The sequence below is a fragment of the Actinoplanes subtropicus genome (assembly GCF_000721705.1).
In the GTDB taxonomy this organism is placed as follows: domain Bacteria; phylum Actinomycetota; class Actinomycetes; order Mycobacteriales; family Micromonosporaceae; genus Actinoplanes; species Actinoplanes subtropicus.
This window is the reverse complement of sequence record NZ_JOJL01000027.1, coordinates 115,377-139,029: the sequence shown is the minus strand read 5'-3', so window position 1 is coordinate 139,029 and position 23,653 is coordinate 115,377. Positions and strand designations below refer to the sequence as shown.

Below are 23,653 nucleotides of genomic sequence, written 5' to 3'. Positions count from 1 at the left end.
TTCGTTGGTCGCATGGCGGCCGAAGCCCTACCGTCGGCGGCATGAAGCTGACCCTGGACAATCCGAAGACCGTCGCGGCGCCGTTCGGCGACCGGTTCGCCCACGTGGCCCGGGTGGACCTGCCCGGCGGCGCGCTGCTGATGCTCGCCGGTCAGGTGGCGGTGGGCGACGACGGCCGGGTCGTGGCGCCCGGCGACGCGGGCCGGCAGGCCGAGCGGATCTTCGAGATCATCGGCGGGCTGCTCGCCGCGCACGGGGCGACGTTCGCGGACGTGCTGCACATCCGCACGTTCATGACCGACCTCGGTGACCTGGCGGCCTACGGAGCGGTCCGCCGCCGGCTGTTTCCCGGGACGCCGCCCCCGGCCAGCACGACGGTTCAGGCCGGCGCGCTGTTCCTGCCGGGGGCGGTGCTCGAGGTGGAGGTGACCGCGGCGGTTACGGCTGGCTGACGCCCGGCTCGACGTTGCCGACCAGGCGGCGGACGTACTTCGGGTCGAGGTCGCTGGTGAGCGTGAGGTCGTACCAGCCCTCGCAGAGCGGCAGGTGGCGCACCTGGGACTGGCCCGGGTTCAGCCGGATCACCGTGCGGTCCCCGGTGTACGCGTCGGCCAGGACCACCCGGGCGGCCCGTCCCGACGGGTTCGCCAGCGTGAGCCGCCCCTGCCGGGTGGTGGCCTCGACCCCGGGCGCGCGGAACCGGCGGACGAAGCCGTTCGGCCCGTGCACGGTGACGTCGGCGTCGGCCGGCCAGGTGCCGCTCAGGTGGGTGCGGGCGGCGGCGGTGAAGGTACGGGGGTCGCCGCCGTGCGTGCTGGCGTAGAAGACCGCGCCGGCGTTGCCCCGGCTCGCGAACGTGATGGTCAGGCCGGCGCCGAAGCGGGCGTCGGCGGCCAGGTCGTACGGCAGCGGGCGGGCCGGGCGCAGGCCGCGCTCCTGGTGCGGGAGCTTGGGGTCGGACGGGGGCGTCGGCTGGTAGTCCGGGTGCCGGTCGCGGTCGGCCGGGGCGTACGCCGAAGTGTCCGGAAGTCGGGGGTGCACCGGCCGGGTCCGGCCGAAGTCGAAGGCGGCCGTCAGATCGCCGCAGACCGCGCGCCGCCAGGGCGAGATGTTCGGCTCGTGCACGCCGAAGCGCTTCTCGATGAACCGGATGATCGAGGTGTGGTCGTAGACCTCCGAGCAGACGAAGCCGCCGGTGCTCCACGGCGAGACCGCCAGCATCGGGACCCGCTGGCCCAGCCCGAACGGCCCGGCGACGTGGCCGTTGGAGGCGGCCAGGAACTCGTCGCGCAGGTCTACGGTGGAGTTGCCGGCGGTCGGGTAGGCCGGGACCACGTGGTCGAAGAAGCCGTCGTTCTCGTCGTACGTGATGAGCAGGACCGTCCGCGCCCACACCTTGGGGTCGGCGGTGAGCGCGTCCAGGACGTTCGCGATGTACCAGGCGCCGTAGTTGGCCGGCCAGTTCGGGTGCTCGGTGTACGCCTCCGGCGCGACGATCCAGGACACCTGCGGCAGCTTGCCGTCGAGCACGTCCTTCCGGAGCGGGGCGAACATGTCGTCGCCGGATTTCACGGAAGTGCCGGTGCGGGCCTTGTCGTAGAGCGGCGAGCCGGGCGCGGCGTTGCGGTACTGGTTGAAGTAGAGCAGCGAGTTGTCGCCGTAGTTGCCGATGTACGCGTCGGACGTCCAGCCCCAGGAGCCGGCCGCGTCCAGCCCGTCGCCCGCGTCCTGGTAGATCTTCCAGGAGACGCCCGCCGCCTCGAGCCGCTCCGGGTAGGTGGTCCAGCCGTAGCCGAGCTCGTCGTTGGTGACGACCGGGCCGCCGCCCTTGCCGTCGTTGCCGACGTAGCCGGTCCACATGTAGTAACGGTTCGGGTCGGTCGGGCCGATCAGCGAGCAGTGGTACGCGTCGCAGACGGTGAACTGGTCGGCGAGCGCGTAGTGGAACGGGATGTCCTCCCGGGTCAGGTACGCCATCGTGGTCGACCCCTTGGCCGGCACCCACCCGTCGTAGCGGCCGCCGTTGAACGCGGCGTGCCCGTCGTTCCAGCCGTGCGGCAGGTCCTCCAGGAAGGCGAGCCCCAGGTCGTCGATGTCCGGCCGGAACGGCAGCACGCCGTTCTGATGCCAGACCGACTCGCCGTCCGGCTTGGTCACCGGCGCCCGGTCGCCGAACCCGCGGACCCCGCGCAGCGAGCCGAAGTAGTGGTCGAACGAGCGGTTCTCCTGCATGAGGACGACGATGTGCTCGACGTCGGCGATCGTGCCGGTGCGGCGGTCGGCCGGGATGGCCGCGGCGCGCGCGATGCTCGGCGTGAGAGCGGTCATGGCGGTCGCGCCGGCGGCCAGCCCCAGGAAACCACGACGATTGATCCGGTCCATGCCGGACAGTGTTCAAGCACGCACGCAAACGGCGGGCGGCGGTCAGGCGAAGTTCTCCTGTGGGTCGGTGATACGCCGATTGTCGCCGAGCCGCCGGGCCAGCCCGCGCCGGTCCAGCAACTCCAGCAGCGGCACCGCGACCCGGCGGGTGGTGTCGAGCGCCCTGCGGGCCTCGCTGAGCGTGAACGGCTGCTCGATCCGGGCCAGTTCCCGCGCGGCGCGCTCGGCCGCACCGGCCCGCAGCAGCACGTTGGGCGCCAGCTGAATCAGCAGCCCGGCGCGGACGGCCGCCGCCTGCTGCCGCGGACCAAGACCCAGACCGACCAGGTCGTACGCCTCGGGCGCGGCGAACGGGCCGAGCCCCGCGAAGGCCTTGTCCACGGCGGCGGTCAGCTCGGCCGGAATGCCCGGGGGCCCGTCCGCCGACACCCGCCCGCCCCGGGTGACGAGCGGGGCTTCGACGAGTGCCTCGACCAGCGCCCGGTCGGGCAGGCCGAGGCGGTGGCGGAGGGCTTCGAGCGGGGCGCCGGGCTCGAGCGGGTTCTCCTGGGCGTGCCGGGCGACTTCCTCGGCCAGTTTCTGCTTGAGGGTCGCCCAGTGCGCCGGGTCGACGAGCCACTCCCGCTCGTCCTCGACGGGGACGCCCATCGCGATCAGGTCGGCGCGTCGGGCGATCAGCCGGCGGCGCAGCTCGGCGGCCAGGTCGGGGACGCCGTCGACGCGGTCGAGCACGGCGGCCCGGGCCGCGGCGGCGCCCCGCCGGGTCAGGCCGGGCGGGGCCACGTCGAGGAGGGTGACGCCGCCCGCGATGTGGCGCCGGCCGGGGTCGCGCAGCAGGGCGCGGTCGCCGATGCGCAATGGCAGCGGGCGGGACAGGCGCAAGCGGGCGGTGTCGGCGCCCAGCGGACGGACCCGGACCGGGACCGCGGCCGAGCCGAGATGCAGGGTGAGCGTCTGCGGCAGATCGGCCACCGAGTCGCCGTGGACGCGGACGTCGATCAGGTCGGTGTCACGGAACCGGCCGGGGGAGAGCAGGGCGTCCCCGCGGGCGGCCTTGGCCCGGTCGATGCCGCGGAGGTTGACGGCGACGCGGGCGACCGCATCGACCTGGTGGGTTTGCTCGCCGAGCGACTGGAGGCCGCGCACCCGGACGGTGTCGTGGCCGAGGGCGAGTTCGTCGCCCGGGCGCAGGCGGCCGGCGCCGAGCGTGCCGGTGACTACGGTGCCGGCGCCCCTGATGCTGAAGGCGCGGTCGATCCAGAGCCGGACCGCGGCGTCCGGGTCGGCCGGGGGCAGGCCGTCGACCAGGCGATCGAGGGCCGCGCGCAGGTCGTCGAGGCCCGCGCCGGTGACCGCGCTGACGGCTACCGCCTCGATCCCGCCGAGCGACGTCTTGGCCAGCTCCTTCCGGGCCATTCGCTCGGCCATGTCCGGATCGGCGAGGTCCGAGCGGGTGATGACGAGCAGGCCGTGCCGCACGTCGAGGGCGTGCAGCGCGGCCAGATGCTCGGCGGACTGCGGCTTCCACCCCTCGTCCGCGGCGACGATCATCAGGGCGGCCGGGACCGGCCCCACGCCGGCCAGCATGTTCGGCACGAACCGCTCGTGCCCGGGCACGTCGACGAACGCCACGGTCCGCCCCGACGGCAGCGCGGTCCAGGCGAAGCCGAGGTCGATCGTCATGCCCCGGCGGCGCTCCTCGGCCCAGCGGTCCGGCTCCATCCCGGTCAGCGCCCGGACCAGCGTCGACTTGCCGTGGTCGACGTGCCCGGCGGTGGCTACGACGTGCATGCGCCGGCGGCTTCGAGGACGGCGGTGACCACATCGTCGTCGGACTCCGGGGGGACGCAGCGCAGATCGAGGAGCAGGCGGCCACGCTCGACGCGGCCGACGACCGGGATTGCGCCGGTGCGCAGGCTCACCGCGTACGGCCGCGGGAGGGAGAGCGACCACGACGGGAGGGTGACGCCGGGCGCGCCCCCGCCACCCACGACGGCCTCGGACGCGATCAGGGTGACCTCGACGCCGGCCTCGGCCAATCGCTTGGCCGCCCGTTCGGTGCGGGCCTTGAGCTCCGGTTCGGGCAGGCGCAGCGCCTGCCAGGTAGGTGTGGGCGGGCCGGTGAGGGTGGCCTGGAGGGCGGCGAGGGTGAGCTTGTCGACGCGCAGCGCGCGGGCGAGGGGGTGGCGGCGGAGGCGCTCGATCAGGCCGGCGTCGCCGAGGATCAGGCCGGCCTGCGGGCCGCCGAGCAGCTTGTCGCCGCTGGCGGTGACCAGGGTGGCGCCGGCTTTGAGGCTGGTCGTGGCGTCCGGTTCGCCGGGGAGCAGCTGGTCGGGTCCGAGGAGTCCGGAGCCGATGTCGACGATCACCGGGGTGGGCAGGGCGGCCAGGTCCTTGATGCTCGCGCCGCTGGTGAAGCCGGTGATCACGAAGTTGGACGGGTGGACCTTGAGGATGAAGCCCGTATCCTGATTTATCGCGTTTCTGTAGTCTTCTACGGTCGTGCGGTTGGTGGTGCCGACCTCTCGCAGGCGCGCCCCGGTCGACTGGAGCAGGTCGGGCAGGCGGAAGCCGTCGCCGATCTCCACCAGCTCGCCGCGACTCACGATGATCTCCCGGCCGGCGGCCAGCGCGGTGGCGGCCAGCACCAGCGCGGCGGCGCCGTTGTTGACGACATGCACGTCGGCGGCGCCGGGCACCGCCTGCCGCAGCGCCGCCAGCACGCTGCGCCCGCGCCGGGCCCGGCCGCCGGTGCGGAGGTCGAGCTCGACGTCGGTGTGACCGGCGGCGGCGGTCAGCGCGTCGACGGCGGCGGGGGAGAGGGCGGCCCGGCCCAGGTTGGTGTGCAGGACGACGCCGGTCGCGTTCAGCACCGGCCGCAGGCCACCGGCCGTGCCGGGCAGCGCGCGCACGGCGGCATCGGCGACCGCCTCGGGCGCGATCTCGCCGGCCCGGGCGCGCCGCTGGGCCTCGGCCACCGCCGCCTTCACGGCCGGGCGCCCGATCCGCTCGGCAGCGCCGGCCAGGCGAGGGTCCGCCAGCACCACATCGGTACGCGGCACGCGCCGGCGCGGATCGGTCATCGCTCGAATCTATCGGGTCCCCGAGCGGCCGGCCGAGATCGCGGCCGTCGCGTCCGGCTCGGCCATCCGCGCCGATCGGCTCGGCGAGCCCGATCAGCGGATCAGCTTCTCGAGGTATGCCGCGACCGCCGCCATGCCCGCCGCGTTGGAGTGGAAGGACCCGCCGAAGGCCATCGGGTCCTCGATGAACGGGGCCACCCACGGCTCGGCCGAGCCCAAGGCGTGATCGCGTCTGACGCCCGAGATCGCGACCAACTCGGCGCCGGACCGCTCGGCCGCCGCCACGTAGGCCGCCTCGAGCGCGGACCGGATGTCCCGGAGAGCGGCGATCTCCCCCGGCTCGAACGGGACCCCGGGGCCCGGCGCGGTCCGGTCCCCGAAGACGCTCGGGTAGTCGACCAGCAGCACCCGGGCCACGTCGTCGCGGTTCATGCCGGCCTTCCCGGCGTATCCCCGCTCATTGTGGACAGTCGCGGAGAAGTGTCGTACCCGGGTGATGGAATCGTCCCCACCCAGTGCCGGGGGTGGGGACGACTGGTCCGGGGTCAGGCCGCGGCCAGCGCGAGCGCGAGGCAGAAGCCGAGCAGCGCGAGTCCCTGGAGCGTCGCGCGCAGGTTGATGATCGAGTCCCACCGCTCCTGGAGGCGGCGGGCGTCGGCCGGCACCCGGCCGGCCTCGGCGGCCTCGATGAAGACCTTGTTGATCGGCAGCGAGATCCGGTTGAACAGGACCAGCCAGACCAGCAGCAGGAGCAGGGCGATCCCGGCGGCGAGGCCGGCGGCCGGGCGCCCGGTGAGGAACGCGGTGAGCGTGGTGGCGGCGCCCGCCACGACGCTGAGGATGCCGGGCACCGGCATGCGGGCGTTGCCGTAGCGGTGGTCCAGGCCCACGACCCGGGTCAGGGTGCCGTCGTCGACCGCGGCGTAGGTGGGCCGCAGGACCAGCGCGGCGACCGTGTCGGTGCCGAAGATGACCGCGGTGGCCAGCGCGGCGACGATGGCGAGAACGTCCACGAGTACGGTCACGAGTTCCTCCCCGAAAATCTAGCGTTGCTAGAAATCTAGCACTGCTAGTATCGCGGTGTGAAGCCCCCTACGAAAGCGCAACTGGCCCGCGCCGGCCGGCGGGATCGGATCGTCGAGGCGGCGGCCGAGATCGCCGAGGCCGACGGGTGGGCGGCGGTGACCGTGCGGCGGCTCGCCGACACGATCGGCTTCAGCCAGCCCGTTCTCTACGGGCATTTCCCCGACGGGCGGGACGGCATCGTCCGGGCCGTGGCGCTGGCCGGCTTCGCCCGGCTCGCGGCACTCATGGGCGCGGCGGGCGACCTCGGCGCGCTCTGCGGGGCGTATCTCGAATTCGCCCGCTCCCGCCCCGCGGCGTACGAAGCGATGTTCTCGATGCCGACCGACCTGGAGTTCGCCCGGCCGACCACGCCCGAGCCGCTGCGCGCCGCGTTCGGCCCGCTGATGTCCGCGACGGGCGACGAGACCCGGGCCGAGCTGTTGTGGAGCGCGCTGCACGGCCTCGCCGACCTGTCCCGGCACGGCCGGCTCCGGCCCGACTTCGAGACGGCCCGGGTCGAGATGCTGATCGGCCTGTTCCGGCCACAAGAGTGAGAGCATGGGTGCCCATGAGGTCCGAGCGTTTCGACTCCACGGTCGCCGTCACGCGCGGCGGCAAGCTGCTGGTGCCGGTCCCGTTCGACCCCGACCGGGTCTGGGGCGCCAAGCCGCGCCATCACGTCAGCGGCACGGTCAACGGCGCCCGGGTGCGGGCGGTCCTCGAGCCGGCCGGCGACGGCTTCGGCTTCACCCTCGGCGCGAAGTCACCCGCCGCGTGCGGGGTGGCCGCCGGCGACCGGGTCGCCGTGGAACTCGCGCCGGAGGGGCCGCAGCGCGAGGACCTCGCCGAGGACGTCGCCGCCGCCCTGGCCGCCGAGCCCGGGGCCGGGGCGTTCTTCGACTCGCTGGCGCAGTTCTACCGCCGGGGCTATCTACGCTGGATAGACGCGACAAAACGCCGCCCCGACAAACGCGCCGAACGTATCGCGGAAATGATCGAACTGCTCAAAGCCGGTAAAAAACAGCGCTGAACCGAACCGCCGGAACCGGTGTCGGGTAGGAGGTGACGACGCCGACCTCCCGCCGCGTGCTGGCGCCGGGCGCGGTCGTCCGGGGGTGCGGCGCGCCAGTTCCAGTCGTCCGGGTCGCTCGACATGGACCTGCCCGCGACCCAGCTGGCGATCAGCCGCGCCACCCTGTACCGGATCCGTCCTTTACGGCGAGTTGTCCGGCGGCGGCCGGGTCGATTTCGGGGTGGCCGAACCGGTGTTGCGTGGGCTCTTGACGGCCCCTTCGGTAAGTCGTAGCTTACGGTAAGCCATGACGAACGCAACCGCGATGCTGACCGCGCTGGGCGATCCGACCCGGCAGGCGATCTTCGAGCGGCTGACCGACGGACCACTCGCGGTCGGCCAGCTCGCCGACGTCCTGCCGATCAGCCGCCCAGCCGTCTCCCAGCACCTGAAGGTCCTCAAGGAGGTCGGTCTCGTCACCGACCGGCAGGAGGGCACCCGGCGTCTCTACTCGGTCGATCCGGACGGCCTGGCCGAGCTCCGGGCCCACCTCGACGGGTTCTGGGCGCGGTCGCTCGCGGCCTTTCAGCAGCACGCATCTCGGGAGAGCCAAAATGATCAAAACAACTGAGGCGGTACGCCGGGAAGTCGTCGTCGGCATCCCCCCGGACCGCGCGTTCGAGCTGTTCACGGGCGACATGACCGCGTGGTGGCCGGCCGCGCACCACATCGGTTCGGCGCCGATCGCCGAGATCGTCATCGAGCCGCGCCCCGGCGGCCGCTGGTTCACCAGGCACGAAGACGGCACCGAGACGTCCACCGGGGTCGTGCGGGCCTGGGATCCGCCCGGCCGGTTCGTGGTGACCTGGCAGATCGGCGCCGACTGGAAGTACCACGACGACCTCGTCACCACGGTCGAGGTGCTCTTCCAGCCCGCCGGCGGCGGCCGCACCCGGGTCCGGCTCGAGCACCGTGACCTCGACGCCTACGGCGCCGACGCGGCCGGCATGCGGGAGACCTTCGAGGGCGAGGGCGCCTGGAACGCGACCCTGCGGGCGTACGCCGCGATGGCCGACGCCGCATGAAGACGTACGCCGTGGTCCTCTACGAATCGGCCGACGACGTGGCGAGCCGGGCCCCCGCCCACTACCCGGCGCACAAGGCCCGCCTCGACGAGTTCCACGCGGCCGGCGACCTGATCATGGTCGGCACCTTCGGCGACCCGCAGGCGCAGGGCTCGATGGCCGTGTTCACCAGCCGCGAGGCCGCGGAGAAGTTCGTCGGGGACGACCCGTTCGTGCTCAACGGCGTCGTCCGCCGGCACGAGATCCGGGACTGGAACGAGACCTACAGCTGACCCGCGCCCCACCCGGCAAAGTCGGACGTATAGGACAGTTCCGGGTGGGGTACGCGGTCCCCCATGACGACGGAGCCGGGCACCCTGGAGACTGTGGCCGAGGAGGCCGGCACATGGTTCGCGACGCACCTCCGCTGATCTTCGCCGACCGGGGCGACGCCGGCCGGCTGCTCGCCGCCGAGCTGGCCCGGCGGCTGGTGGCCGACCACGCCCGGCCGCTCGTGCTGGCCCTGCCGCGCGGGGGAGTGCCGGTCGCCGTGCAGGTCGCCGCCCGGCTCGGCGGCGACCTCGACATCGTGCTGGTCCGCAAGATCGGCGCGCCCGGCCGGCCGGAGTTCGGGGTCGGCGCGATCGCCGAGGACGGGCCGCCGGTCTTCGACGAGGGCACCCTCGAGTACCTCGGGATCACCGCCGACGACCTGGCCGGCACGGTCGCCGCCGAGCGGGCCGAGCTGGAGCGGCGGGCGCGCCGCTACCGGGGTGGCCGGCCCGCGCCGGCCGCCGGGGGCCGTACCGTGCTGCTGGTCGACGACGGCCTGGCCACCGGGGTGACCGCCCGGGCCGCCCTGCGCTGGCTGCGCGGCCAGGCCCCGCGCCGTACGATCCTGGCCGCGCCGGTCTGCGCCCCGCAGGCCCGCGACGCCCTCTCCGGCGACGCCGACGTGGTGGTCTGCCCGAGCGCGCCGGCCGATTTCCGCGCGGTCGGCCAGTGGTACCAGGACTTCCGCCAGCTCAGCGACGACGACGTGGAAGCCGCGATGCGCGGCTTCGCCCACACCTAAGGGCCGATGCTTGCCCGTACGCCGGGGGTGGGCCCGGTCCGGGCGGGCGGGTCGCCGAGCGGCACGTAGTCCTCCAGCAGCGCCGGGGTCAGCCCGGACCGGTGGATCGCCCGCAGCGCCGCCAGGAAGTCCTGCACGAACGCGGGCCGGAAGTGCATGAGGATGATGTCGCCGGGCTGGACCCGCTTGACCGGCTCCTGGTAGCGGACGATGCCCTTGTCGACGGTCTCCTTCCACATGAACGCAGCCCGCAGCCCGCACCCCTTGGCCACCCGCAGCGTGGTGCGGTCCTTGTCGCCGAACGGCGGCCGGAACAGCACCGGGCGCCGGCCGTACCACTGGCCGAGCCGGTCGGCGCCCTCGCAGATCTGGCGCCGCTGGAAGGCCTCGCCCCGCCCGGCCAGCTCCGGGTGCGAGATCGTGTGCGCCTCGATCACCGCGCCGTACGTCCGCAGCCGGTCGAAGAACGGCAGGTCGTCCCGGATGAAGTCGGTGGTGAGGAACAGCGTCACCGGGATGCCGGCCGCGGCGAACAGCTTCGGCGCCTCCGGGTTCTTCAGCACGCCGTCGTCGATGGTGAGGAACGCGACCGGCTGGGTGACCGGGATCCGGGACAGGAACGGCGCCTCGTCGCCGGTCGGCAGGGTGATCGGCTCCGGGGCGGGGGCCGGCGGGAACCGCGGCACGTCGCTGAGCCGCCAGCCGATCGGCGCGCCCAGCTCGGCCGGCAGGGTCGGCGGCGTCGGCCCGGAAGGCGACGGCGACGGGCCGGCGGCAGGCGACGCGCCGGACGGCCCGGGCGCGGCCGGGATCGACGGGGCGGCGGAGGGCCGCAGGGATCGGCCGGTGCTCCACCCGGCGACGGCCGGCACCGCCACCAGGGCGACGCAGGCCACCCCGAGGGCGACCCGGCGCCGGGACAGCATGATCACGCCGGGCACCCTACCCGGTCACAGCAACCGCACAGGTACGGCTCAACTCGCCAGCCGGAAGGTTTCGGCGTGCCGCTGCCGGGCCGGCACCTTCAGCACGCGCAGCGTCTTCAGCACGGCGTCGGTCATCCCGGACGGGCCGCACACGAAGACGTCGCGCTCGGCGATGTCCGGCACCAGCGCGATCAGACTTTCCGGGCCGAACGGGTTGTTCGGCGGGCTCCCGGCGCCGGTCCGGCCGGTGAGCAGGTGCAGGGTGGCACCTCGTACGGACGCAAGGTTCTGCATCTCGCCCAGAAGGACGGCCTGGGCCGAATCGTGCACGCGGTAGAGGACCACGATGTCACCGGTGAGGGTGTCGTCCTCCAGCAGCGCGCGGATCGGGGTCACGCCGATGCCGCCCGCGATCAGCAGCGTCTTGTCGGTGACCCGCTGACCGGCGGTGAACGCGCCGTAGGGGCCCTCGGCGAAGACCCGGGTGCCGAGCGGGAGGCGGCGCAGGCCCGTGCTGGTCCCGCCGATGCCCTTGGCGGTCAGCCGCAGCGAGCGGCCGTCCGGCGCGGCCGAGAGCGAGAACGGGTTGACCTGCCACCACCGGTTGTGGCCGAGGAACCGCCACAGGAAGAACTGGCCGGCCTTCGCGTCGAGCCGGTCGAGATGCTGCCCGGTGAGGTAGACGGAGACCACGTCGTCGGCCTCGGGCACCACGGCGGCGACCTTGAGCTGGTGGCGCGAGTTGCGGATCAGCGGCACCAGCAGGCGGCCGGCGAACAGGGCGCCCAGCGCAAAGGCCCACAGCCCCCACCAGTACACCTTGGTGAAGATGTTGGTCGTGAAGGCCGTGCCCTCGTAGAGCTGGTGCACGATGCCGAGCACGATGATCGCGTAGACCAGCAGATGCAGGGTGTGCCAGGTTTCGTACGAGACGCGGCGGCGCACCAGCCGCAGCGAGAAGGCCGCGGTGAAGACGAGCAGGGCCGCGGCGATCATGCCGAGCAGCACCGGCATCTGGCCGGTGGCCAGGTTGGTGAACTCGCGCAGGAACGTGATCCTGTCGAGCTTCGAGTAGCCCAGCAGCACGAACGTCGGATGCAGCAGGACCAGCCAGAACAGGGTGAAGCCGGTCCACCGGTGCCAGGTGGTCAGCTTGTCCATGCCGAGCCGCCGGTCGAGGAACGGCAGCCGGGCGATCAGCAGCACCTGCAGCGCCATCACGAAGGCCAGGTGCAGGCCGAAGAACCGCCCGATCGAGGTCAGCGTGTTGTGGGCCGGCGGCTTACCGGTGACGAACATCAACTCGACGACCGCCAGGTTGGCGATCAAGAAGATCCAGAGGACGATATGGGCGCTACGGGCGGTGGTGGCGGAGCGACTCTGGGGCTGGGTCACGGCGGTCATCCGATATCTCCCCCTGCTGGCGTCTGCCGGCGTGTACCACTCGTAGCGGAACTGGGTTCACAGCGCAATCCGTCAGCTGACATTGCTGATCACGGGCGTTGGCGCGGGGCGGGAATACTGGTCGGACGCCCGGAGAGTCCGGGTTGTGGGGGAGGGTGGAGCGGCGATGCCGGACGAGGGCACCATGCCGGACGAAACCGAAATTTCCGGTGGCCGCCGGCCGCCGGTGGTGGGGTCGGCCCGGGTGACGCCTCCCGCTCAGCCGCCAGCGCCGCCGGCCGGCAACGTCTACGGCGGCCGGCCGGGGCCGTCGGTCGCTCGGCCGCCCGCCGCCGGGAAGGCGTCCGTTCCCGGAACGCCTTTCGCCGCGCCGCCGCCTTTCGCCGCGCCGCCGCCTTTCGCCGCGCCGCCGCCTTTCGCCGCGCCGCCGCCTTTCGCCGCGCCGCCGTCTGCCGCCGCGCCGCCGCCTCTCGCCGCGCCGGGGGCCGCCCCGCAGGCGCGCTCGAAGCCGGGGGGCCGCAAACGTCTCCTGCTGGCCGTCGTTCTCCCGGCGGTCCTGCTGATCGCCCTGCTGACCACCGGCGTGGCGGTCCAGCTCAACCGCGAACTGCCGGCGGCCACACTCACCACCACGGTCCCCACCACGCTGAGCATCCCCGGCACCGCGCCCACTGTGCCGTGGCCCAAGTCCGGCTCCGCCGAGCTGATGATCGAGGGCCTGGGCCGGATCGGCGGCTCCGGCGACGACACCCCCGAGGCGATCGGCAGCGTCGCCAAGGTGATGACGGCGTACCTGATCCTCAAGAACCACCCGCTCAGCGGCGACGAGCCGGGCCCCACCCTCACCGTCACCGCCGCCGATGTCGCCGACTACCAGGCCCGCATCCCCGGCGGCCAGTCCCTGGTCGCGGTGGCGGCCGGCGAGAAGATCACCGAGCGCCAGGCGCTGGAGGCGCTGCTGATCCCGTCCGCCAACAACGTCGCGCACATGCTCGGCGGCTGGGACGCGGGCTCCGCCGACGCGTTCGTGACCAAGATGAACGACGCCGCCCAGGAGCTCGGCATGAAGAACACCCACTACACCGACCCGAGCGGCTTCCTGCCGACCACCGTGAGCACCGCCGCCGACCAGGTGCTGCTCGGCCGGGCCGCCATCAAGAACCCGGTCCTCGCCGACATCGTCGACCGCAAGAGCGTCACCATCCCGGTGGCCGGCCTCGTCCGCAACCACAACACCCTGCTGGGCGAACAGGGCGTCGTCGGCATCAAGACCGGCTCGACCGGCGAGGCCGGCGGCAACCTGCTCTTCGCCGTCCACCTGCGGGTCGGCAGCACGACCCTGACCCTGGTCGGCGCCGTCTTCAACCAGCCCGGCACCAACACCCCCACGCAGCTGGCCCAGGTCAACAAGGTGGTCCGCAAGCTGCTGACCGCGGTCCGCGCCGCGGTCAAGGAGTACACCCTGCTGCCCGACCAGCCCTCGGGCCGGATCACGACGGCCTGGGGCTCGACCGCGACGGTCAGTCCGGCGGCCCCGCTGAAGGTGATCGGCTGGCCGGGCCTGTCCTTCAAGGTCAACACCACCCGCGAGGCTCCCTCCGCGGAGGTAACGTCCGGCCAGCGGGTAGCCAAAATCCAAGCCGGTTCCGTACGGGTCGACCTCGTCACCGACGCGGCGACCACCCCACCCGGCCTCTGGTGGAAACTGACCCGCCGCCCATAAGGCCCGCTGCCCGCGCTGCCTGCGCTGCCCGTAGAGTCCGCCGCCCGTGTGGTCCGTGCTGCCTGCGCTGCCCGTGGTGGCCGCCGCTGGTAGGGCCGCGCTGCCCGTCGGGCCCGTGTGCCTGCGCTGCCTGCGCTGCCTGCGCTGCCTGCGCTGCCTGCGCTGCCTGCGCTGCCTGCGCTGCCTGCGCTGCCTGCGCTGCCTGCGCTGCCTGCGCTGCCCGTAGAGTCCGCCGCCCGTGTGGTCCGTGCTGCCTGCGCTGCCCGTGGTGGCCGCCGCCCGTCGGGCCCGCGCTGCCCGTCGGGCCCGCGCTGCCCGTCGGGCCCGTGTGGTCCGCCGCCCGTCAGGCCCGCTGCCGGCGTTGCCGTGGGGCCCGCCGTCCGTGGGGCCCGCCGTCCGTGGGGCCCGCCGCCCCTCGGCTCAGAGGCGCCCGCGCCGGCCGCGCCTGGTGCCGGCCATCGCCGGCATCGGGCTGGTCAGCCTGTCCGGCCAGGTGAAGGCGACCTTGCCGGTCGCCTCGAACTCGACGGCCAGCTCGGCCAGCGCGGCGACCGCCGCGGCCACCTGCACACCGGACCAGGGGAGCGGCTCGGTGCTGAACACGCCCCAGCCGCGGCGCAACCGCTCCATCGTGGCGGTCTCGTCGTGCTCGACCGCGTCGTGCACCACGCCGGCCAGGATCTCGGCCGCGCCGAGCGACTGCTTGTTGGCCGCCAGCAGCCGCTTGCTGCGCTCGGCGGCGTCGTGCCGCGGATGCCCCGACACCACCCGCATGTTGTCGAAGACCCCGCCCGCGGCGATCGACCCGAACACCCCGCCGGCCAGGCCGAGCTCGCGCTCGGTGACCGCGTGAGCCAGGTCGTGCGGCACCCGATACTTACGGTCGTACCCCGGCAGTTCGAGAACGACCCCGTCGCCGCGCCGGATGGTGGCCAGCGTCGATCCGCTCAACGCCCGCGCGAAAGTGATGAGCATGGCCCATCGTCACCCTCGAACAAGCGACTCGGCCAGCGGTTATTCGCTACTTTCCAGGATCTGCTTGAGGCGACGAAGATCCCCGGACACCGCCTTCACGTCCCGTTCCAGCTCCGCGTCGGACATGCCGGGCCACCGCCGTACGCTGAAAACGATCTCGCAGCCCTCCCCGTAGCCCACCACCCGTAACGGGTTGTAGAACCGCTCGCCGCTCGGCAGCGTCACCTCGTGATCGAGCACGCCGAACCCATTGGCCGGCGCGAACATCACCTTCACCCGCCCCATCGGCCCACACACGAACCAGTCCTCCCCGGCCCGCTCGACCGTGTCGCCGAGCCCGGGCGCCCAGTCAGCGATGTGGTCGGGCCGCGCCACGTAGTCGTACACGTCCGCGGCCGCCCGCTGGATCCGCTCCGCCACCTGCACCGAATCCGAAGCCATACCCCCATCATGGGTCGACGGTGGCCACCTTGCCCGTGACAGCTGGCAACGACCGGTTGACCGCTCGATCGATCTGGCCGATGAGACGTCGGCCGTCAATGGGCGCTACGAGTGTTCGCGACAGCCAGCCGGGTGGGGCCGTGGTTACGCCAGCAGCGTAGTGACGAAGGCCGTTGCCAACACCGCACCGGCCGCGAGCGTGATCGGCCCCCATCGCGCTCGGGTCACTGCCAAGGGGCGGTCGGTGTCGAGCGGGGGCACTTCGCCCAGCGCCCGGACGATCGCCTGAATCGTGCGGAATCGGCAGCGCACGTTGCTGCGGTAGCGGTTCGATCCCGCCTCGAGCAGCGGCGAGTCGACCCGGAAGTTCCGATGGTCGCCGTCGGTGAGCTCGGCGCGCACGTTCCGGCCGTCGGCGAGAAACCCCGCCAACAGCTTCCGGGGAAGGCTGGTCCGGCGGAACCCGGTGTCGATGTGCAGATGTTCGCGCGTGATGACGAACCGGGCGGCCGGGCCGAGCAGCCAGCAGGCGGCGATGGCGAGGACCGAGCCGGTCACGCCACCCACCTGCATCCCTTTGGGCTCGGCGGTCCAGTTCGTCACGACAGACACCGGCAGGCAGACGACGATCGCCATCATGAGCCACGCGACGCCGCTCCACCGCCGCACCACTCGCCGCCGTGGCCGCAGGCCGGATGGGCCAGGGACGAACGCCGGCACGGCGGGAAGCCGCTCCTGTTCGTAGCGCAGCAGAATGGCCGAGTAGATGCGGCCGTTGACGGCCAGAAACAGGGCGAGGATGCCGAGAACGGCCGGAAGAGCACTCGCGCCCACCCGCACCCCGACGGCCCACAACACCGCCGTGACTGCCCCCAGCAGCAACCCGGCGCCGCCGACGGTCAGGGAGAGGCGCCAGGTCCAGATCAGCGCACCGTTGTCGTGGTATCCCGAGATCGAGCGCCGCCCCATGACGATCACGGTAGAGCGGGCCCACAACGGAATCGGCAGACCGGACGCCCGCCCCGCAAGCGCGACGGCTCGCGCGCAACGCGAGGCGCAAGGGACGTCGGTATCGGCGAGGCGCCGGCCCGGCTGATTTGCTGGGCGTGGGAACCTGCGGCCGACGTGGTTCGAGTTTGGTCCGCGTTTGGTCCGGCGGCTGCGGACCGGGTCACCTTCGCCACGCCGCACGACGGGGTCAACTGGACGGCGCAGACCACGCAGTCGCGCCAGATGTACCCGGCCCTCTGGCCGAGCTATCTGACCAACCTGAACCAGAACAGTGATCCACAGGGCAACAACGGCACCAACTGGCTGCTCATCGGCTCCGACGGGGACAACTTGGTGACCCCGGAATCAGCGACGAACATGTCCGGGCCCGATGTGTACAAAGTGGTCTACAAGCAGGGGCCGGACCACACCCACTACGTCGACGACGAGTGGGTGCGCAGAGTCGACCCGACCCGCGCCGCCGGCTGGAGCCTCGGCGCCAAGGGCGTGCCGAAGAACGGAACCCGCAGCCTCCTCGGGAAGGCCGGCCGTCCGATCGGCCGCCGGTGCGGGTGGATCGTCGTCGGCGAGAATCCCGGCCAGGGCTGGCCCGGCCCCGGGCCAGCCGCGCCTTCACCGTTCCCTCCGGCACGCCCAGCGTCGCCGCCACCTCCGCCACCGGCAGGTCGGCGAGATGGTGCAGCACCACCGCCTCCCGGGTGGGTGGCGCGAGCCGTCGCAGTGCGGCCAGCAACGCCACCCGGTCGCGCGACAGCCCTGGCGCGGCCTCCCGGGCGATCTCCACCCGCCCCGACCGGACCAGCCGATCGAACACCCACCGGCGCCGGTACCGGGTGCGGGCCACATTCAGCGCCGCCACCCGCAGCCAGCGCTCCGGCTCCTCGGCGTCGAGAAAGGACCTGGGCGCGGCCAGCACCCGGGCGAACGCCTCCCGCACCGCGTCCTCGGTCCGGTTGCAGTCAAACGCAGAACGGGGACCGATCCCGGCCGGAGTGCCGTCGCGACACGTCGAAAAGGTTGCCCGGTCAAGAACTTTGGTAAATGATGGTCTTCAATATCCACAGGGGTTGGGAGGCCGGGTTGTCCCTGCTCACCGCGCTCGACCGCAAGCATACGATCGCGCCGGAGGGGTACAGCCGCTGGCTGATCCCGCCGGCCGCGCTCGCCGTGCATCTGTGTATCGGCCAGGTTTACGCGACCAGCGTCTACAAGAACTCGTTCATCAAGCATTTCGCCGCCAGCCAGACCTCGATCGGCATCATCTTCAGCATCGCGATCGTGATGCTGGGCCTGTCGGCGGCGGTCGGCGGCACCTGGGTCGAGGCGAACGGCCCCCGCAAGGCGATGTTCGTCTCCGCCTGTTGCTGGGCCAGCGGCTTCCTGGTCGCGGCGCTCGGGATCGGAACGAAACAGCTGTGGCTGGTCTATCTCGGCTACGGCGTGATCGGTGGCATCGGGCTCGGCATCGGCTACATCTCGCCCGTGTCCACGCTGATCAAATGGTTTCCCGACCGGCCCGGCCTGGCCACGGGACTGGCCATCATGGGCTTCGGCGGCGGCGCCCTGATCGCGAGCCCCGCTTCGCGTCAGCTTCTTTCCGCGTACGACTCGAGCTACGACCCCAACGTGGCCACCTCGATCGCCGACGGCCGGGCGCTGGTGCTGCTGTTCGTCACCCTGGGCATCGCGTACTTCCTGATCATGATGTTCGGGGTCGCCAACATCCGGGTGCCGGCGCCGGGATGGCGTCCGACGGGCTGGGACCCGTCGGCCGCCAAGGCGAAGCCGCTGGTCACGGCCGCCAACGTGTCGGCCGCCAACGCCATCCGTACGCGAAGCTTCTGGTTGTTGTGGGTTGTTCTGTTCTGCAACGTGACCGCGGGCATCGGCATCCTCGAACAGGCCAGCCCGATGATCCAGGACTTCTTCCGGGGGAGCGACGGCGTCTCCACCGTCAGCGTCACGGCGGCGAGCGGCTTCGTCGGCCTGCTGTCGCTGTTCAACATGGCCGGCCGGTTCGTCTGGTCGTCCACCTCCGATGTGCTCGGCCGCAAGCCGATGTACCTGGTGTACCTGGGCGTCGGCATGGTCATGTACCTCCTGCTGGCCACCGTCGGCGACGCGGCGACGGCGCTGTTCGTGGTGCTGGCGGGCGTGATCCTGTCCTTCTACGGCGGCGGTTTCGCGACGGTCCCGGCCTACCTGCGCGACCTGTTCGGCACCTACCAGGTGGGCGCGATCCACGGCCGGCTGCTGATCGCCTGGTCCGCGGCCGGCGTCGCCGGTCCACTGATCATCAACGGCTTTCTCGACGCCCAGGGCAAGCCCGGCAGCCTGACCGCGGACGCCTACCGGCCGGCGCTGTTCACGATGGTCGGCGTGCTGGCCGTCGGCTTCGTCGCCAACCTGCTGATCCGCCCGGTGCCGGAACGATTCCACGAGCCGGCCGGCACCGTCACCGCCCTCGAGAAGGAGGCTGCCGCATGAGCGCCCCATCCGTCCGCCTACTGGTGTCCTGGCTGCTGGTGGCCGTGCTGCTCGGGTACGGCGTAGTGGAGACCGCGATCACGGCGGCCAAGCTCTTCAAGTGACACCGCTCGTCAAGTAACACCGCTCGTCGAGTAACACCGGGACCGGCCAAGGCCATGCGACGTGCTGCTCGGGAGCGTCGTGGGCCTTGGCCGTCATCCGGCCCTGAGCGCCGCCTGCCCTCTCGGCCCGATCGCGGTCTGGCTACCGGTATCGGGCGGTGCACGGATCCGTCGCACAGCGAGCGTTTGATCAAGCGGGATGCCACTCGCTGAGTCGCCATGGCTCGCCCACCGTGTACGGCTCCGGTTCGCCTGAAACGACCAGAGCGATCCCGGGATCCGCCGTCAGACGAAGCGAGCCGTCGTCGTTGACCCGGGCGGCATCTATGGTTCGTCCGTTGAGCACCGTGGCCGCGGTCAGCCACCGGATGCCGTCGTCGGCGCTGCCACCAGCGGAATCGGCTGCCTCGATGGCCCAGGAAGCGTCGATGTACAGACGGGTTTCCTGGTTGGGTGTCGGCCGGTTGTCGCAGAGTCCCAGGAACGGCCACGCCTGCCGAATTCCGATCTCCACCACGAAGGAACCGGCGATTTGTTCCACGTCCATGGACAGATGATGCCCGCAGCCGGCCACCCGCGCACTCACCTGGCGATGCTGAGCGGAGTCGGGCAGGTTGTGCGGAGCTTGGCGAGGTCGCCGCGCTTCTCGGCCACCCGGTCGGGCAGATCCTCGCGCATTACTGACGGCTGGACGGGCGCGCTCAGTTCTTGACGGCCACGCCGCCCGTCATTTGGACGTGGGTGTCGTCGATCGCGGCGGCCTCGGCGTCCGGGCGCCACTTGTTGACCAGTACGACGCCGGGGTCGACCAGGTCGAGGCCGCGGAACAGGGCGGTCACCTCGTCGTCCGTGCGCTCGATCGCTTGGATGCCGCGGGCGCGGTAGGCGGCCGCGGCGGCGACCGCCTGCGGGTTGTGCGCGGTGACCGTGGAGATGGCCAGGGTGCTGCCGGCCGGGCACGGTTCGAGCAGACCGTCGAGGATGCGGTGGGCCTCGTCCTCGTCCGGGATGAACTGCAGGACGGCGATCAGGCTGATCGAGACCGGCCGGGTGAAGTCAATATTGTCCCGGACCTCGGGGGACGCCAGGATCTTGTCGACGTCGCGCAGGTCGGCGTCGAGGTACGCGGTGGTGCCCTGCGGCGTCGAGGTCAGCAGGGCCCGGGCGTGGACGAGCACGATCGGGTCGTTGTCCACGTACACAATCTTGGAAGTTGGATCTTCTTTCTGGACGACCTCGTGCAGGTTGGGCGAGGTGGGCAGGCCGGTGCCGATGTCGAGGAACTGCCGGATCCCGCGCTCGGCCGCCAGGTGGTGGGCCACTCGCGCCATGAACTGCCGGTTCGCCCGCATCGAGATCGGCAGGCTCGGGGACGATTCGACGATGGCGGCCGCCGCCGTACGGTCCGCCTCGAAGTTGTCCTTGCCGCCCAGCAGGTAGTCGTAGATCCGCGCCGAGTGCGGCACCGACGTATTGAGATCCACTGGCATGGCCAGAAATGTACCTCACCGCCCATGCGGCACCTCGAGGCAGTTCGACCCGCCAAACCGGACGAATCGGCCTGTCCGGATGGTTGGGTGTCCGTTCGTCATCGAGATGAGGGGGTACACCGCGAGAGGGAGGTACGTGATGATCGAACCGACGCCTGAGTTGCATGCCGGGTTCAGCGAGCCGACGGCGGGTCCGGTGCCGTGGGCCGAGGCCGAGCGGATTCTCGGCTCGGCGGAGATCTTCTGGCTGTCCACCGTGCGGCCCGACGGGCGGCCGCACGTCACCCCGCTGCCGGCGGTGTGGGACGGCGGTGCCCTGTACATCTGCACCGGAGACCAGGAGCAGAAGGCCGCCAACCTGCGGCGCAATCCGTATTGCGCGTTGTCCACCGGCACCGACAAGCTGCACGACGGCACCGACGTGGTCGTCGAGGGGAGCGCCGAGCGGATCACCGACCATGGCCGGCTGGTCGAGCTGGCCGCGCTGTGGAAGGCCCGGCACGACTGGAACTACCGGGTGCTCGACGACACTTTTGACGACGGGGCCGGCCACATCGGGCTGGTTTTCGCGGTACGGCCGGCGAAGGTGCTGGCCTTCGGGAAGAAGCCGCACAGCCAGACCCGGTACCGATTCGACAATTCCTGAATGCACGTGACTTTCCGTGGCGGCAAGTCACGTGCTAACTTTCCGGTATGGAAAGACAGTCGTCGGGTCCCGTCGCTCCCGGCGCGGCCCGAGAGCAACTCCGGGCCGCCCGTCAGGCGCATGACGCGTCAGTCCGCCGGGCGGCGATCCCGGCGAGCTTGATCCTCGCGTCCAGCACGCTCTGCGGAGTGCTGACCGTGCCGTCGAGGTACAAGGGGCCGGGAGGCATCGTGGCGATCGTCGCGGTCGTGTGGTTCCTTGCCGAGTTGGTGAGGCTGTCCGCCCGCAACCACTGGCGGCCGCTGATTTCCCTGCCGAAGCCCACGTGGGGCGTCGTCGACGTGACGCTCACCTGCGTCGCGGTCCTGGTCGGGGCCGTGGTCGGCCCGCACGTCCTCGCCGGCCGCGGCGATTCCGGCCTGGCGAGCTGGGGCCTCGGCGCGGCTGTGGCCGTGACCGTCGCGGCCTGCCTGTTCGGCGCGAAGGCTTCCTATCGGCGCCGGACGGCCCGGGTGTGGCGGGGGTGAGCGAGGCGGCGTTCGACGAGCTCATCCACGCGCCGTTGCGGCTACAGATCTGCGCGATGCTCGCGCCGGTGCGGTCGTTGCCGTTCTCCGACATCCGGGAGAGCCTGGAGATCTCGGACTCGGTCCTGAGCAAGCACCTCGCCGCACTCGGCGACGCCGGGTATGTGGAGATTTCCCGCGTACGGGTGGACGCGCGCTCGCGGCGGCTGGTCACGCTCACCGTGCCGGGACGCACCGCCCTGCGTGGGCACCTGGCGGCACTGCGAGCGATCGCCGCCGCGGCGGAGCCGCACGTTGCCGCGCCCGCCGCTGCCGAGGAGCCGTCCGGCGCCCGTCACGAGGTCACCCTCGACCTCGGGATCGCCTAGCGAAGCGGGCACGCGGCATCGGCCCGGCCGCCCGGCTCGGCCGGCGCGTCCCCCGCCGACGTCCACCGCGACGAGTGCCGCTGAGCCGGCGGGGGCTCTCCCATACGTACGCAATGATGGTTTTGCTGGTGACTTCCGCGGGTCAGGCGGGTGGCTCGATCGACAGCGCGTGGTGGAAGACGTTGCGGGGGTCCCAGCGGGCCTTGATCTGCTGCAACCGCGGGTAGTTGTCCTTGTAGTAGAGCGTCGACCAGGGCACGCCCGAGGTGTTCCAGGCCGGGTCGGCCAGGTCCGCGTCCGGGTAGTTGATGTAGGAGCCGTCGTTCGCGTCGTTCGGGACCGGGGCACCGCCGGTGGCCGCGTAGACGTCGCGGTACAGGTCGCGGACCCAGGCGAGGCTCTTGGCGTCGTCCTCCTCGTCGACCCAGATGTTCTGGAAGACCGCCTTCATGATGACGTCGCGCTGAGCGATCGCGGTGGCGCCGGCCGGCACCGAGCGGACCTGGCCGCCGTAGCCGATCAGCAGCATGCCGCAGTTGCCGGTGCCGGTGTCGTTGGTGAGATTGCGGTAGATCGCCGCGAGCTGGGCGGCGTCGTAGCCCTTCCGCAGGTACGCCGCCTTGATCTTGTAGCGCCGGTTGAACTGGTCGCCCGGTTCGCCGGTGCTCGGCCAGGTCACCATGTGCATCCACGGCATCGTCCGGCGCGCGTTGAGCACCGGCGTCAGGCCCGTCCCGGCGTTCACCGCATCGACGAACTCGGTCACCATCGCGTCCGCGCGCGACAGGCCGGCGTCGATCTGCACCGCCATCGGGAAGCCTTGGGAACTCTTGTGCGTGGGCAGCAAAATCCCATACAGGCCGGCGTACGGCGAATCCGGCGCGCTGTTCCGCTCGTGCCAGGCACCGAAGTTCCCGAGCAGCCGGGTGAAGGCCGCCTCGGTCATCGACTCGTCCCAAGCCCACTCGACCAGGCATTCGAGCATCTGCTTGGGGGCCTTGGGCAGCAGCCCGGCCGGGTCGGCGCCGGTCGCGCCGGGCGAGCGCAGCCAGTACCGGGTGACCACGCCGAAGTTGCCGCCGCCCCCGCCGGTGTGCGCCCACCACAGGTCCCGGTTCGGGTCGCCGGCGTCCCGGGTGGCCACCACCGCCCGGGCGTGGCCCCGGCGATCCACGACGACCACCTCGACCGCGTACAGGTGGTCGACGACCGAACCGTAGCGCCGGGACAGCGGGCCGTACCCGCCGCCGGCGATGTGGCCGCCCGCGCCGACCTCGGGGCAGCCGCCGGCCGGGATCGTGACGCCCCAGCCGGTCTGCAGCGTGCGGTAGACCCGGCCGAGCGTGGCGCCGGGCTCGACCACGAACGCGCGGCGGCCCGGGTCGTAGCCGACCTCGTCCATCGGGGAGAGATCGAGCAGCAGGCGTACGCCCGGATCGGCCGTGAAGTTCTCGAAGCAGTGCCCGCCGCTGCGGGCCGCGATCCGCCGGCCTGTTCCGACCGCGTCCGCGACGGCGGCGACGACCTGCTCGGCCGAGGCGACCACCCGCACCTCGTCGGGGTGCCCGACGAACCGGAAGTTGTTGCCCCGCAAGAGATTCTCGTAGCGCGGGTCGCCCGGTCGTACGGACACCGGCGCCGCCCCGGGTGCCGCGCTACTCATGGTGACGCTGCCCACGGCCACGGCGCCCGCTCCGGCCAGCAGCCCCCGCCGGGTGACACCCTCCTGCTTGCCCATCTGTGCCTCCATCCGCGTTTTGTCCGGACCTCAGCGTGTCAACCGGACCAGGGGCGGCGCCTGCCCAGCGCGGTCGATTCCGCGGTGGAAATGGCTCCTCGGCCAACCGGTTGACCCCGTCCACCGATCGGT

The 23,653-nt window shown here is 72.1% G+C and carries 28 protein-coding genes; 14 read left to right on the top strand and 14 right to left on the bottom strand.

Going from position 1 to position 23,653, the window contains the following annotated elements; translation table 11 throughout:
* Nucleotides 1-41 precede the first annotated feature (41 nt).
* Nucleotides 42-452: a RidA family protein gene (locus tag IH26_RS0134110; RefSeq protein WP_030440384.1), complete on the top strand. Its 411-nt coding sequence runs from the start codon at nt 42-44 to the stop codon at nt 450-452.
* Here the strand turns inward: IH26_RS0134110 and IH26_RS0134105 are convergent.
* From IH26_RS0134105 to IH26_RS0134085, 5 genes are all read right to left on the bottom strand, one after another.
* The gene (locus tag IH26_RS0134105; RefSeq protein WP_030440383.1) at nt 439-2,382 is read right to left on the bottom strand and encodes a phosphocholine-specific phospholipase C; all 1,944 of its coding nucleotides are present in this window, start codon (nt 2,380-2,382) and stop codon (nt 439-441) included. The two genes, IH26_RS0134110 and IH26_RS0134105, sit on opposite strands and share 14 nt — an antisense overlap.
* A gap of 42 nt (nt 2,383-2,424) precedes the next feature.
* Nucleotides 2,425-4,173: a selenocysteine-specific translation elongation factor gene (selB, locus tag IH26_RS0134100; protein WP_030440382.1), complete on the bottom strand. Its 1,749-nt coding sequence runs from the start codon at nt 4,171-4,173 to the stop codon at nt 2,425-2,427.
* Complete coding sequence (selA, locus tag IH26_RS0134095; protein ID WP_030440381.1) at nt 4,161-5,465, bottom strand: L-seryl-tRNA(Sec) selenium transferase; 1,305 nt, start codon at nt 5,463-5,465, stop codon at nt 4,161-4,163. Before selA ends, selB begins: the two co-directional genes overlap by 13 nt.
* Nucleotides 5,466-5,558: 93 nt before the next feature.
* Nucleotides 5,559-5,897 carry an SGNH/GDSL hydrolase family protein gene (locus IH26_RS0134090; protein WP_051808995.1) on the bottom strand — a complete coding sequence of 113 codons (339 nt, stop codon included), beginning with the start codon at nt 5,895-5,897 and terminating at the stop codon, nt 5,559-5,561.
* A 113-nt stretch (nt 5,898-6,010) separates the two neighbouring features.
* Nucleotides 6,011-6,490 carry a DUF1772 domain-containing protein gene (locus IH26_RS0134085; RefSeq protein ID WP_030440379.1) on the bottom strand — a complete coding sequence of 160 codons (480 nt, stop codon included), beginning with the start codon at nt 6,488-6,490 and terminating at the stop codon, nt 6,011-6,013.
* Between the two features lie 57 nt (nt 6,491-6,547).
* Between IH26_RS0134085 and IH26_RS0134080 the strand changes: the two genes are divergently transcribed.
* From IH26_RS0134080 to IH26_RS0134055, 6 genes are all read left to right on the top strand, one after another.
* Entirely contained in the window at nt 6,548-7,084 is a 537-nt protein-coding gene (locus IH26_RS0134080; protein WP_030440378.1) for a TetR/AcrR family transcriptional regulator, read from the top strand.
* Between the two features lie 14 nt (nt 7,085-7,098).
* Nucleotides 7,099-7,560 (top strand): YdeI/OmpD-associated family protein, encoded by a 462-nt coding sequence (locus IH26_RS58615; RefSeq protein ID WP_084599281.1) that lies wholly within the window; start codon nt 7,099-7,101, stop codon nt 7,558-7,560.
* Nucleotides 7,561-7,849: 289 nt separating this feature from the next.
* Complete coding sequence (locus IH26_RS0134070) at nt 7,850-8,173, top strand: ArsR/SmtB family transcription factor (RefSeq protein WP_030440376.1); 324 nt, start codon at nt 7,850-7,852, stop codon at nt 8,171-8,173.
* Nucleotides 8,157-8,627 (top strand): SRPBCC family protein, encoded by a 471-nt coding sequence (locus IH26_RS0134065; protein WP_030440375.1) that lies wholly within the window; start codon nt 8,157-8,159, stop codon nt 8,625-8,627. Before IH26_RS0134070 ends, IH26_RS0134065 begins: the two co-directional genes overlap by 17 nt.
* A complete protein-coding gene (locus IH26_RS0134060; protein ID WP_030440374.1) occupies nt 8,624-8,899 on the top strand; it encodes a YciI family protein in 276 nt (91 codons plus the stop codon). Before IH26_RS0134065 ends, IH26_RS0134060 begins: the two co-directional genes overlap by 4 nt.
* Nucleotides 8,900-9,012: 113 nt before the next feature.
* Nucleotides 9,013-9,681 (top strand): phosphoribosyltransferase, encoded by a 669-nt coding sequence (locus IH26_RS0134055; RefSeq protein WP_034216567.1) that lies wholly within the window; start codon nt 9,013-9,015, stop codon nt 9,679-9,681.
* On the opposite strand, the gene IH26_RS0134050 is transcribed toward IH26_RS0134055, so the two are convergent.
* On the bottom strand, nt 9,678-10,607 hold the full coding sequence (locus IH26_RS0134050) for a polysaccharide deacetylase family protein (protein ID WP_245665793.1): 930 nt from the start codon (nt 10,605-10,607) through the stop codon (nt 9,678-9,680). The two genes, IH26_RS0134055 and IH26_RS0134050, sit on opposite strands and share 4 nt — an antisense overlap.
* 48 nt (nt 10,608-10,655) lie before the next feature.
* A complete protein-coding gene (locus IH26_RS0134045; protein WP_030440371.1) occupies nt 10,656-12,011 on the bottom strand; it encodes a ferredoxin reductase family protein in 1,356 nt (451 codons plus the stop codon).
* Nucleotides 12,012-12,177: 166 nt separating this feature from the next.
* Between IH26_RS0134045 and IH26_RS0134040 the strand changes: the two genes are divergently transcribed.
* Together IH26_RS0134040 and IH26_RS60260 are read left to right on the top strand one after the other, a co-directional pair.
* Entirely contained in the window at nt 12,178-13,734 is a 1,557-nt protein-coding gene (locus IH26_RS0134040) for a D-alanyl-D-alanine carboxypeptidase family protein (RefSeq protein ID WP_245665767.1), read from the top strand.
* A gap of 46 nt (nt 13,735-13,780) precedes the next feature.
* On the top strand, nt 13,781-13,960 hold the full coding sequence (locus IH26_RS60260; protein WP_157437525.1) for a hypothetical protein: 180 nt from the start codon (nt 13,781-13,783) through the stop codon (nt 13,958-13,960).
* Between the two features lie 194 nt (nt 13,961-14,154).
* Here IH26_RS60260 and IH26_RS0134035 read toward each other — a convergent pair whose 3' ends face one another.
* The 4 genes from IH26_RS0134035 to IH26_RS64705 all read right to left on the bottom strand — a co-directional run bounded on the left by IH26_RS0134035 (nt 14,155) and on the right by IH26_RS64705 (nt 17,098).
* Entirely contained in the window at nt 14,155-14,709 is a 555-nt protein-coding gene (locus IH26_RS0134035; RefSeq protein ID WP_030440369.1) for a hypothetical protein, read from the bottom strand.
* A 39-nt stretch (nt 14,710-14,748) separates the two neighbouring features.
* On the bottom strand, nt 14,749-15,150 hold the full coding sequence (locus tag IH26_RS0134030) for an SRPBCC family protein (protein WP_030440368.1): 402 nt from the start codon (nt 15,148-15,150) through the stop codon (nt 14,749-14,751).
* A gap of 144 nt (nt 15,151-15,294) precedes the next feature.
* On the bottom strand, nt 15,295-16,341 hold the full coding sequence (locus IH26_RS0134025) for a hypothetical protein (protein ID WP_157437524.1): 1,047 nt from the start codon (nt 16,339-16,341) through the stop codon (nt 15,295-15,297).
* A 127-nt stretch (nt 16,342-16,468) separates the two neighbouring features.
* Nucleotides 16,469-17,098, bottom strand: coding sequence for a sigma factor-like helix-turn-helix DNA-binding protein (locus tag IH26_RS64705; protein WP_169789863.1), 630 nt, complete (start codon nt 17,096-17,098; stop codon nt 16,469-16,471).
* A 149-nt stretch (nt 17,099-17,247) separates the two neighbouring features.
* Between IH26_RS64705 and IH26_RS0134020 the strand changes: the two genes are divergently transcribed.
* Nucleotides 17,248-18,648: an MFS transporter gene (locus tag IH26_RS0134020; RefSeq protein ID WP_034216611.1), complete on the top strand. Its 1,401-nt coding sequence runs from the start codon at nt 17,248-17,250 to the stop codon at nt 18,646-18,648.
* Complete coding sequence (locus IH26_RS64700) at nt 18,645-18,752, top strand: MFS transporter small subunit (protein ID WP_425394420.1); 108 nt, start codon at nt 18,645-18,647, stop codon at nt 18,750-18,752. The genes IH26_RS0134020 and IH26_RS64700 overlap by 4 nt, the downstream gene beginning before the upstream one ends.
* 190 nt (nt 18,753-18,942) lie before the next feature.
* On the opposite strand, the gene IH26_RS0134010 is transcribed toward IH26_RS64700, so the two are convergent.
* Both IH26_RS0134010 and IH26_RS0134000 read right to left on the bottom strand, forming a co-directional pair.
* Entirely contained in the window at nt 18,943-19,299 is a 357-nt protein-coding gene (locus tag IH26_RS0134010) for a hypothetical protein (protein ID WP_030440365.1), read from the bottom strand.
* 154 nt (nt 19,300-19,453) lie between these two features.
* Nucleotides 19,454-20,242, bottom strand: a complete 789-nt coding sequence (locus IH26_RS0134000; RefSeq protein ID WP_030440364.1) for an SAM-dependent methyltransferase — start codon at nt 20,240-20,242, stop codon at nt 19,454-19,456.
* A 139-nt stretch (nt 20,243-20,381) separates the two neighbouring features.
* Here IH26_RS0134000 and IH26_RS0133995 point away from each other — a divergent pair, with 139 nt between their 5' ends.
* Genes IH26_RS0133995 through IH26_RS54315 form a run of 3 tightly spaced genes read left to right on the top strand, consistent with a single transcriptional unit; the run spans nt 20,382 to nt 21,783 of the window.
* Nucleotides 20,382-20,888: a pyridoxamine 5'-phosphate oxidase family protein gene (locus IH26_RS0133995; RefSeq protein WP_030440363.1), complete on the top strand. Its 507-nt coding sequence runs from the start codon at nt 20,382-20,384 to the stop codon at nt 20,886-20,888.
* Nucleotides 20,889-20,935: 47 nt separating this feature from the next.
* Complete coding sequence (locus tag IH26_RS60255; RefSeq protein WP_157437523.1) at nt 20,936-21,415, top strand: hypothetical protein; 480 nt, start codon at nt 20,936-20,938, stop codon at nt 21,413-21,415.
* Nucleotides 21,412-21,783 (top strand): transcriptional regulator, encoded by a 372-nt coding sequence (locus IH26_RS54315; protein WP_051809096.1) that lies wholly within the window; start codon nt 21,412-21,414, stop codon nt 21,781-21,783. The genes IH26_RS60255 and IH26_RS54315 overlap by 4 nt, the downstream gene beginning before the upstream one ends.
* Nucleotides 21,784-21,925: 142 nt before the next feature.
* On the opposite strand, the gene IH26_RS0133975 is transcribed toward IH26_RS54315, so the two are convergent.
* Nucleotides 21,926-23,446, bottom strand: coding sequence for an FAD-binding oxidoreductase (locus IH26_RS0133975; RefSeq protein WP_084599330.1), 1,521 nt, complete (start codon nt 23,444-23,446; stop codon nt 21,926-21,928).
* Between the last annotated feature and the right edge of the window lie 207 nt (nt 23,447-23,653).

Coding starts and splice junctions, on each gene's coding strand:
- IH26_RS0134090 (WP_051808995.1), bottom strand. CDS start 5,897: ATGAACCGCGACGACGTGGCCCGGGTGCTGCTGGTCGACTACCCGAGC.
- IH26_RS0134040 (WP_245665767.1), top strand. CDS start 12,178: ATGCCGGACGAGGGCACCATGCCGGACGAAACCGAAATTTCCGGTGGC.
- IH26_RS0134060 (WP_030440374.1), top strand. CDS start 8,624: ATGAAGACGTACGCCGTGGTCCTCTACGAATCGGCCGACGACGTGGCG.
- selB (WP_030440382.1), bottom strand. CDS start 4,173: ATGCACGTCGTAGCCACCGCCGGGCACGTCGACCACGGCAAGTCGACG.
- IH26_RS0134065 (WP_030440375.1), top strand. CDS start 8,157: ATGATCAAAACAACTGAGGCGGTACGCCGGGAAGTCGTCGTCGGCATC.
- IH26_RS64700 (WP_425394420.1), top strand. CDS start 18,645: ATGAGCGCCCCATCCGTCCGCCTACTGGTGTCCTGGCTGCTGGTGGCC.
- IH26_RS60255 (WP_157437523.1), top strand. CDS start 20,936: ATGGAAAGACAGTCGTCGGGTCCCGTCGCTCCCGGCGCGGCCCGAGAG.
- IH26_RS0134000 (WP_030440364.1), bottom strand. CDS start 20,242: ATGCCAGTGGATCTCAATACGTCGGTGCCGCACTCGGCGCGGATCTAC.
- IH26_RS0133975 (WP_084599330.1), bottom strand. CDS start 23,446: ATGAGTAGCGCGGCACCCGGGGCGGCGCCGGTGTCCGTACGACCGGGC.
- IH26_RS0134055 (WP_034216567.1), top strand. CDS start 9,013: ATGGTTCGCGACGCACCTCCGCTGATCTTCGCCGACCGGGGCGACGCC.
- IH26_RS0134050 (WP_245665793.1), bottom strand. CDS start 10,607: ATGCTGTCCCGGCGCCGGGTCGCCCTCGGGGTGGCCTGCGTCGCCCTG.
- IH26_RS58615 (WP_084599281.1), top strand. CDS start 7,099: ATGAGGTCCGAGCGTTTCGACTCCACGGTCGCCGTCACGCGCGGCGGC.
- IH26_RS0134105 (WP_030440383.1), bottom strand. CDS start 2,382: ATGGACCGGATCAATCGTCGTGGTTTCCTGGGGCTGGCCGCCGGCGCG.
- IH26_RS0133995 (WP_030440363.1), top strand. CDS start 20,382: ATGATCGAACCGACGCCTGAGTTGCATGCCGGGTTCAGCGAGCCGACG.
- IH26_RS0134010 (WP_030440365.1), bottom strand. CDS start 19,299: ATGGACGTGGAACAAATCGCCGGTTCCTTCGTGGTGGAGATCGGAATT.
- IH26_RS0134045 (WP_030440371.1), bottom strand. CDS start 12,011: ATGACCGCCGTGACCCAGCCCCAGAGTCGCTCCGCCACCACCGCCCGT.
- IH26_RS0134030 (WP_030440368.1), bottom strand. CDS start 15,150: ATGGCTTCGGATTCGGTGCAGGTGGCGGAGCGGATCCAGCGGGCGGCC.
- IH26_RS0134070 (WP_030440376.1), top strand. CDS start 7,850: ATGACGAACGCAACCGCGATGCTGACCGCGCTGGGCGATCCGACCCGG.
- selA (WP_030440381.1), bottom strand. CDS start 5,465: ATGACCGATCCGCGCCGGCGCGTGCCGCGTACCGATGTGGTGCTGGCG.
- IH26_RS0134110 (WP_030440384.1), top strand. CDS start 42: ATGAAGCTGACCCTGGACAATCCGAAGACCGTCGCGGCGCCGTTCGGC.
- IH26_RS0134035 (WP_030440369.1), bottom strand. CDS start 14,709: ATGCTCATCACTTTCGCGCGGGCGTTGAGCGGATCGACGCTGGCCACC.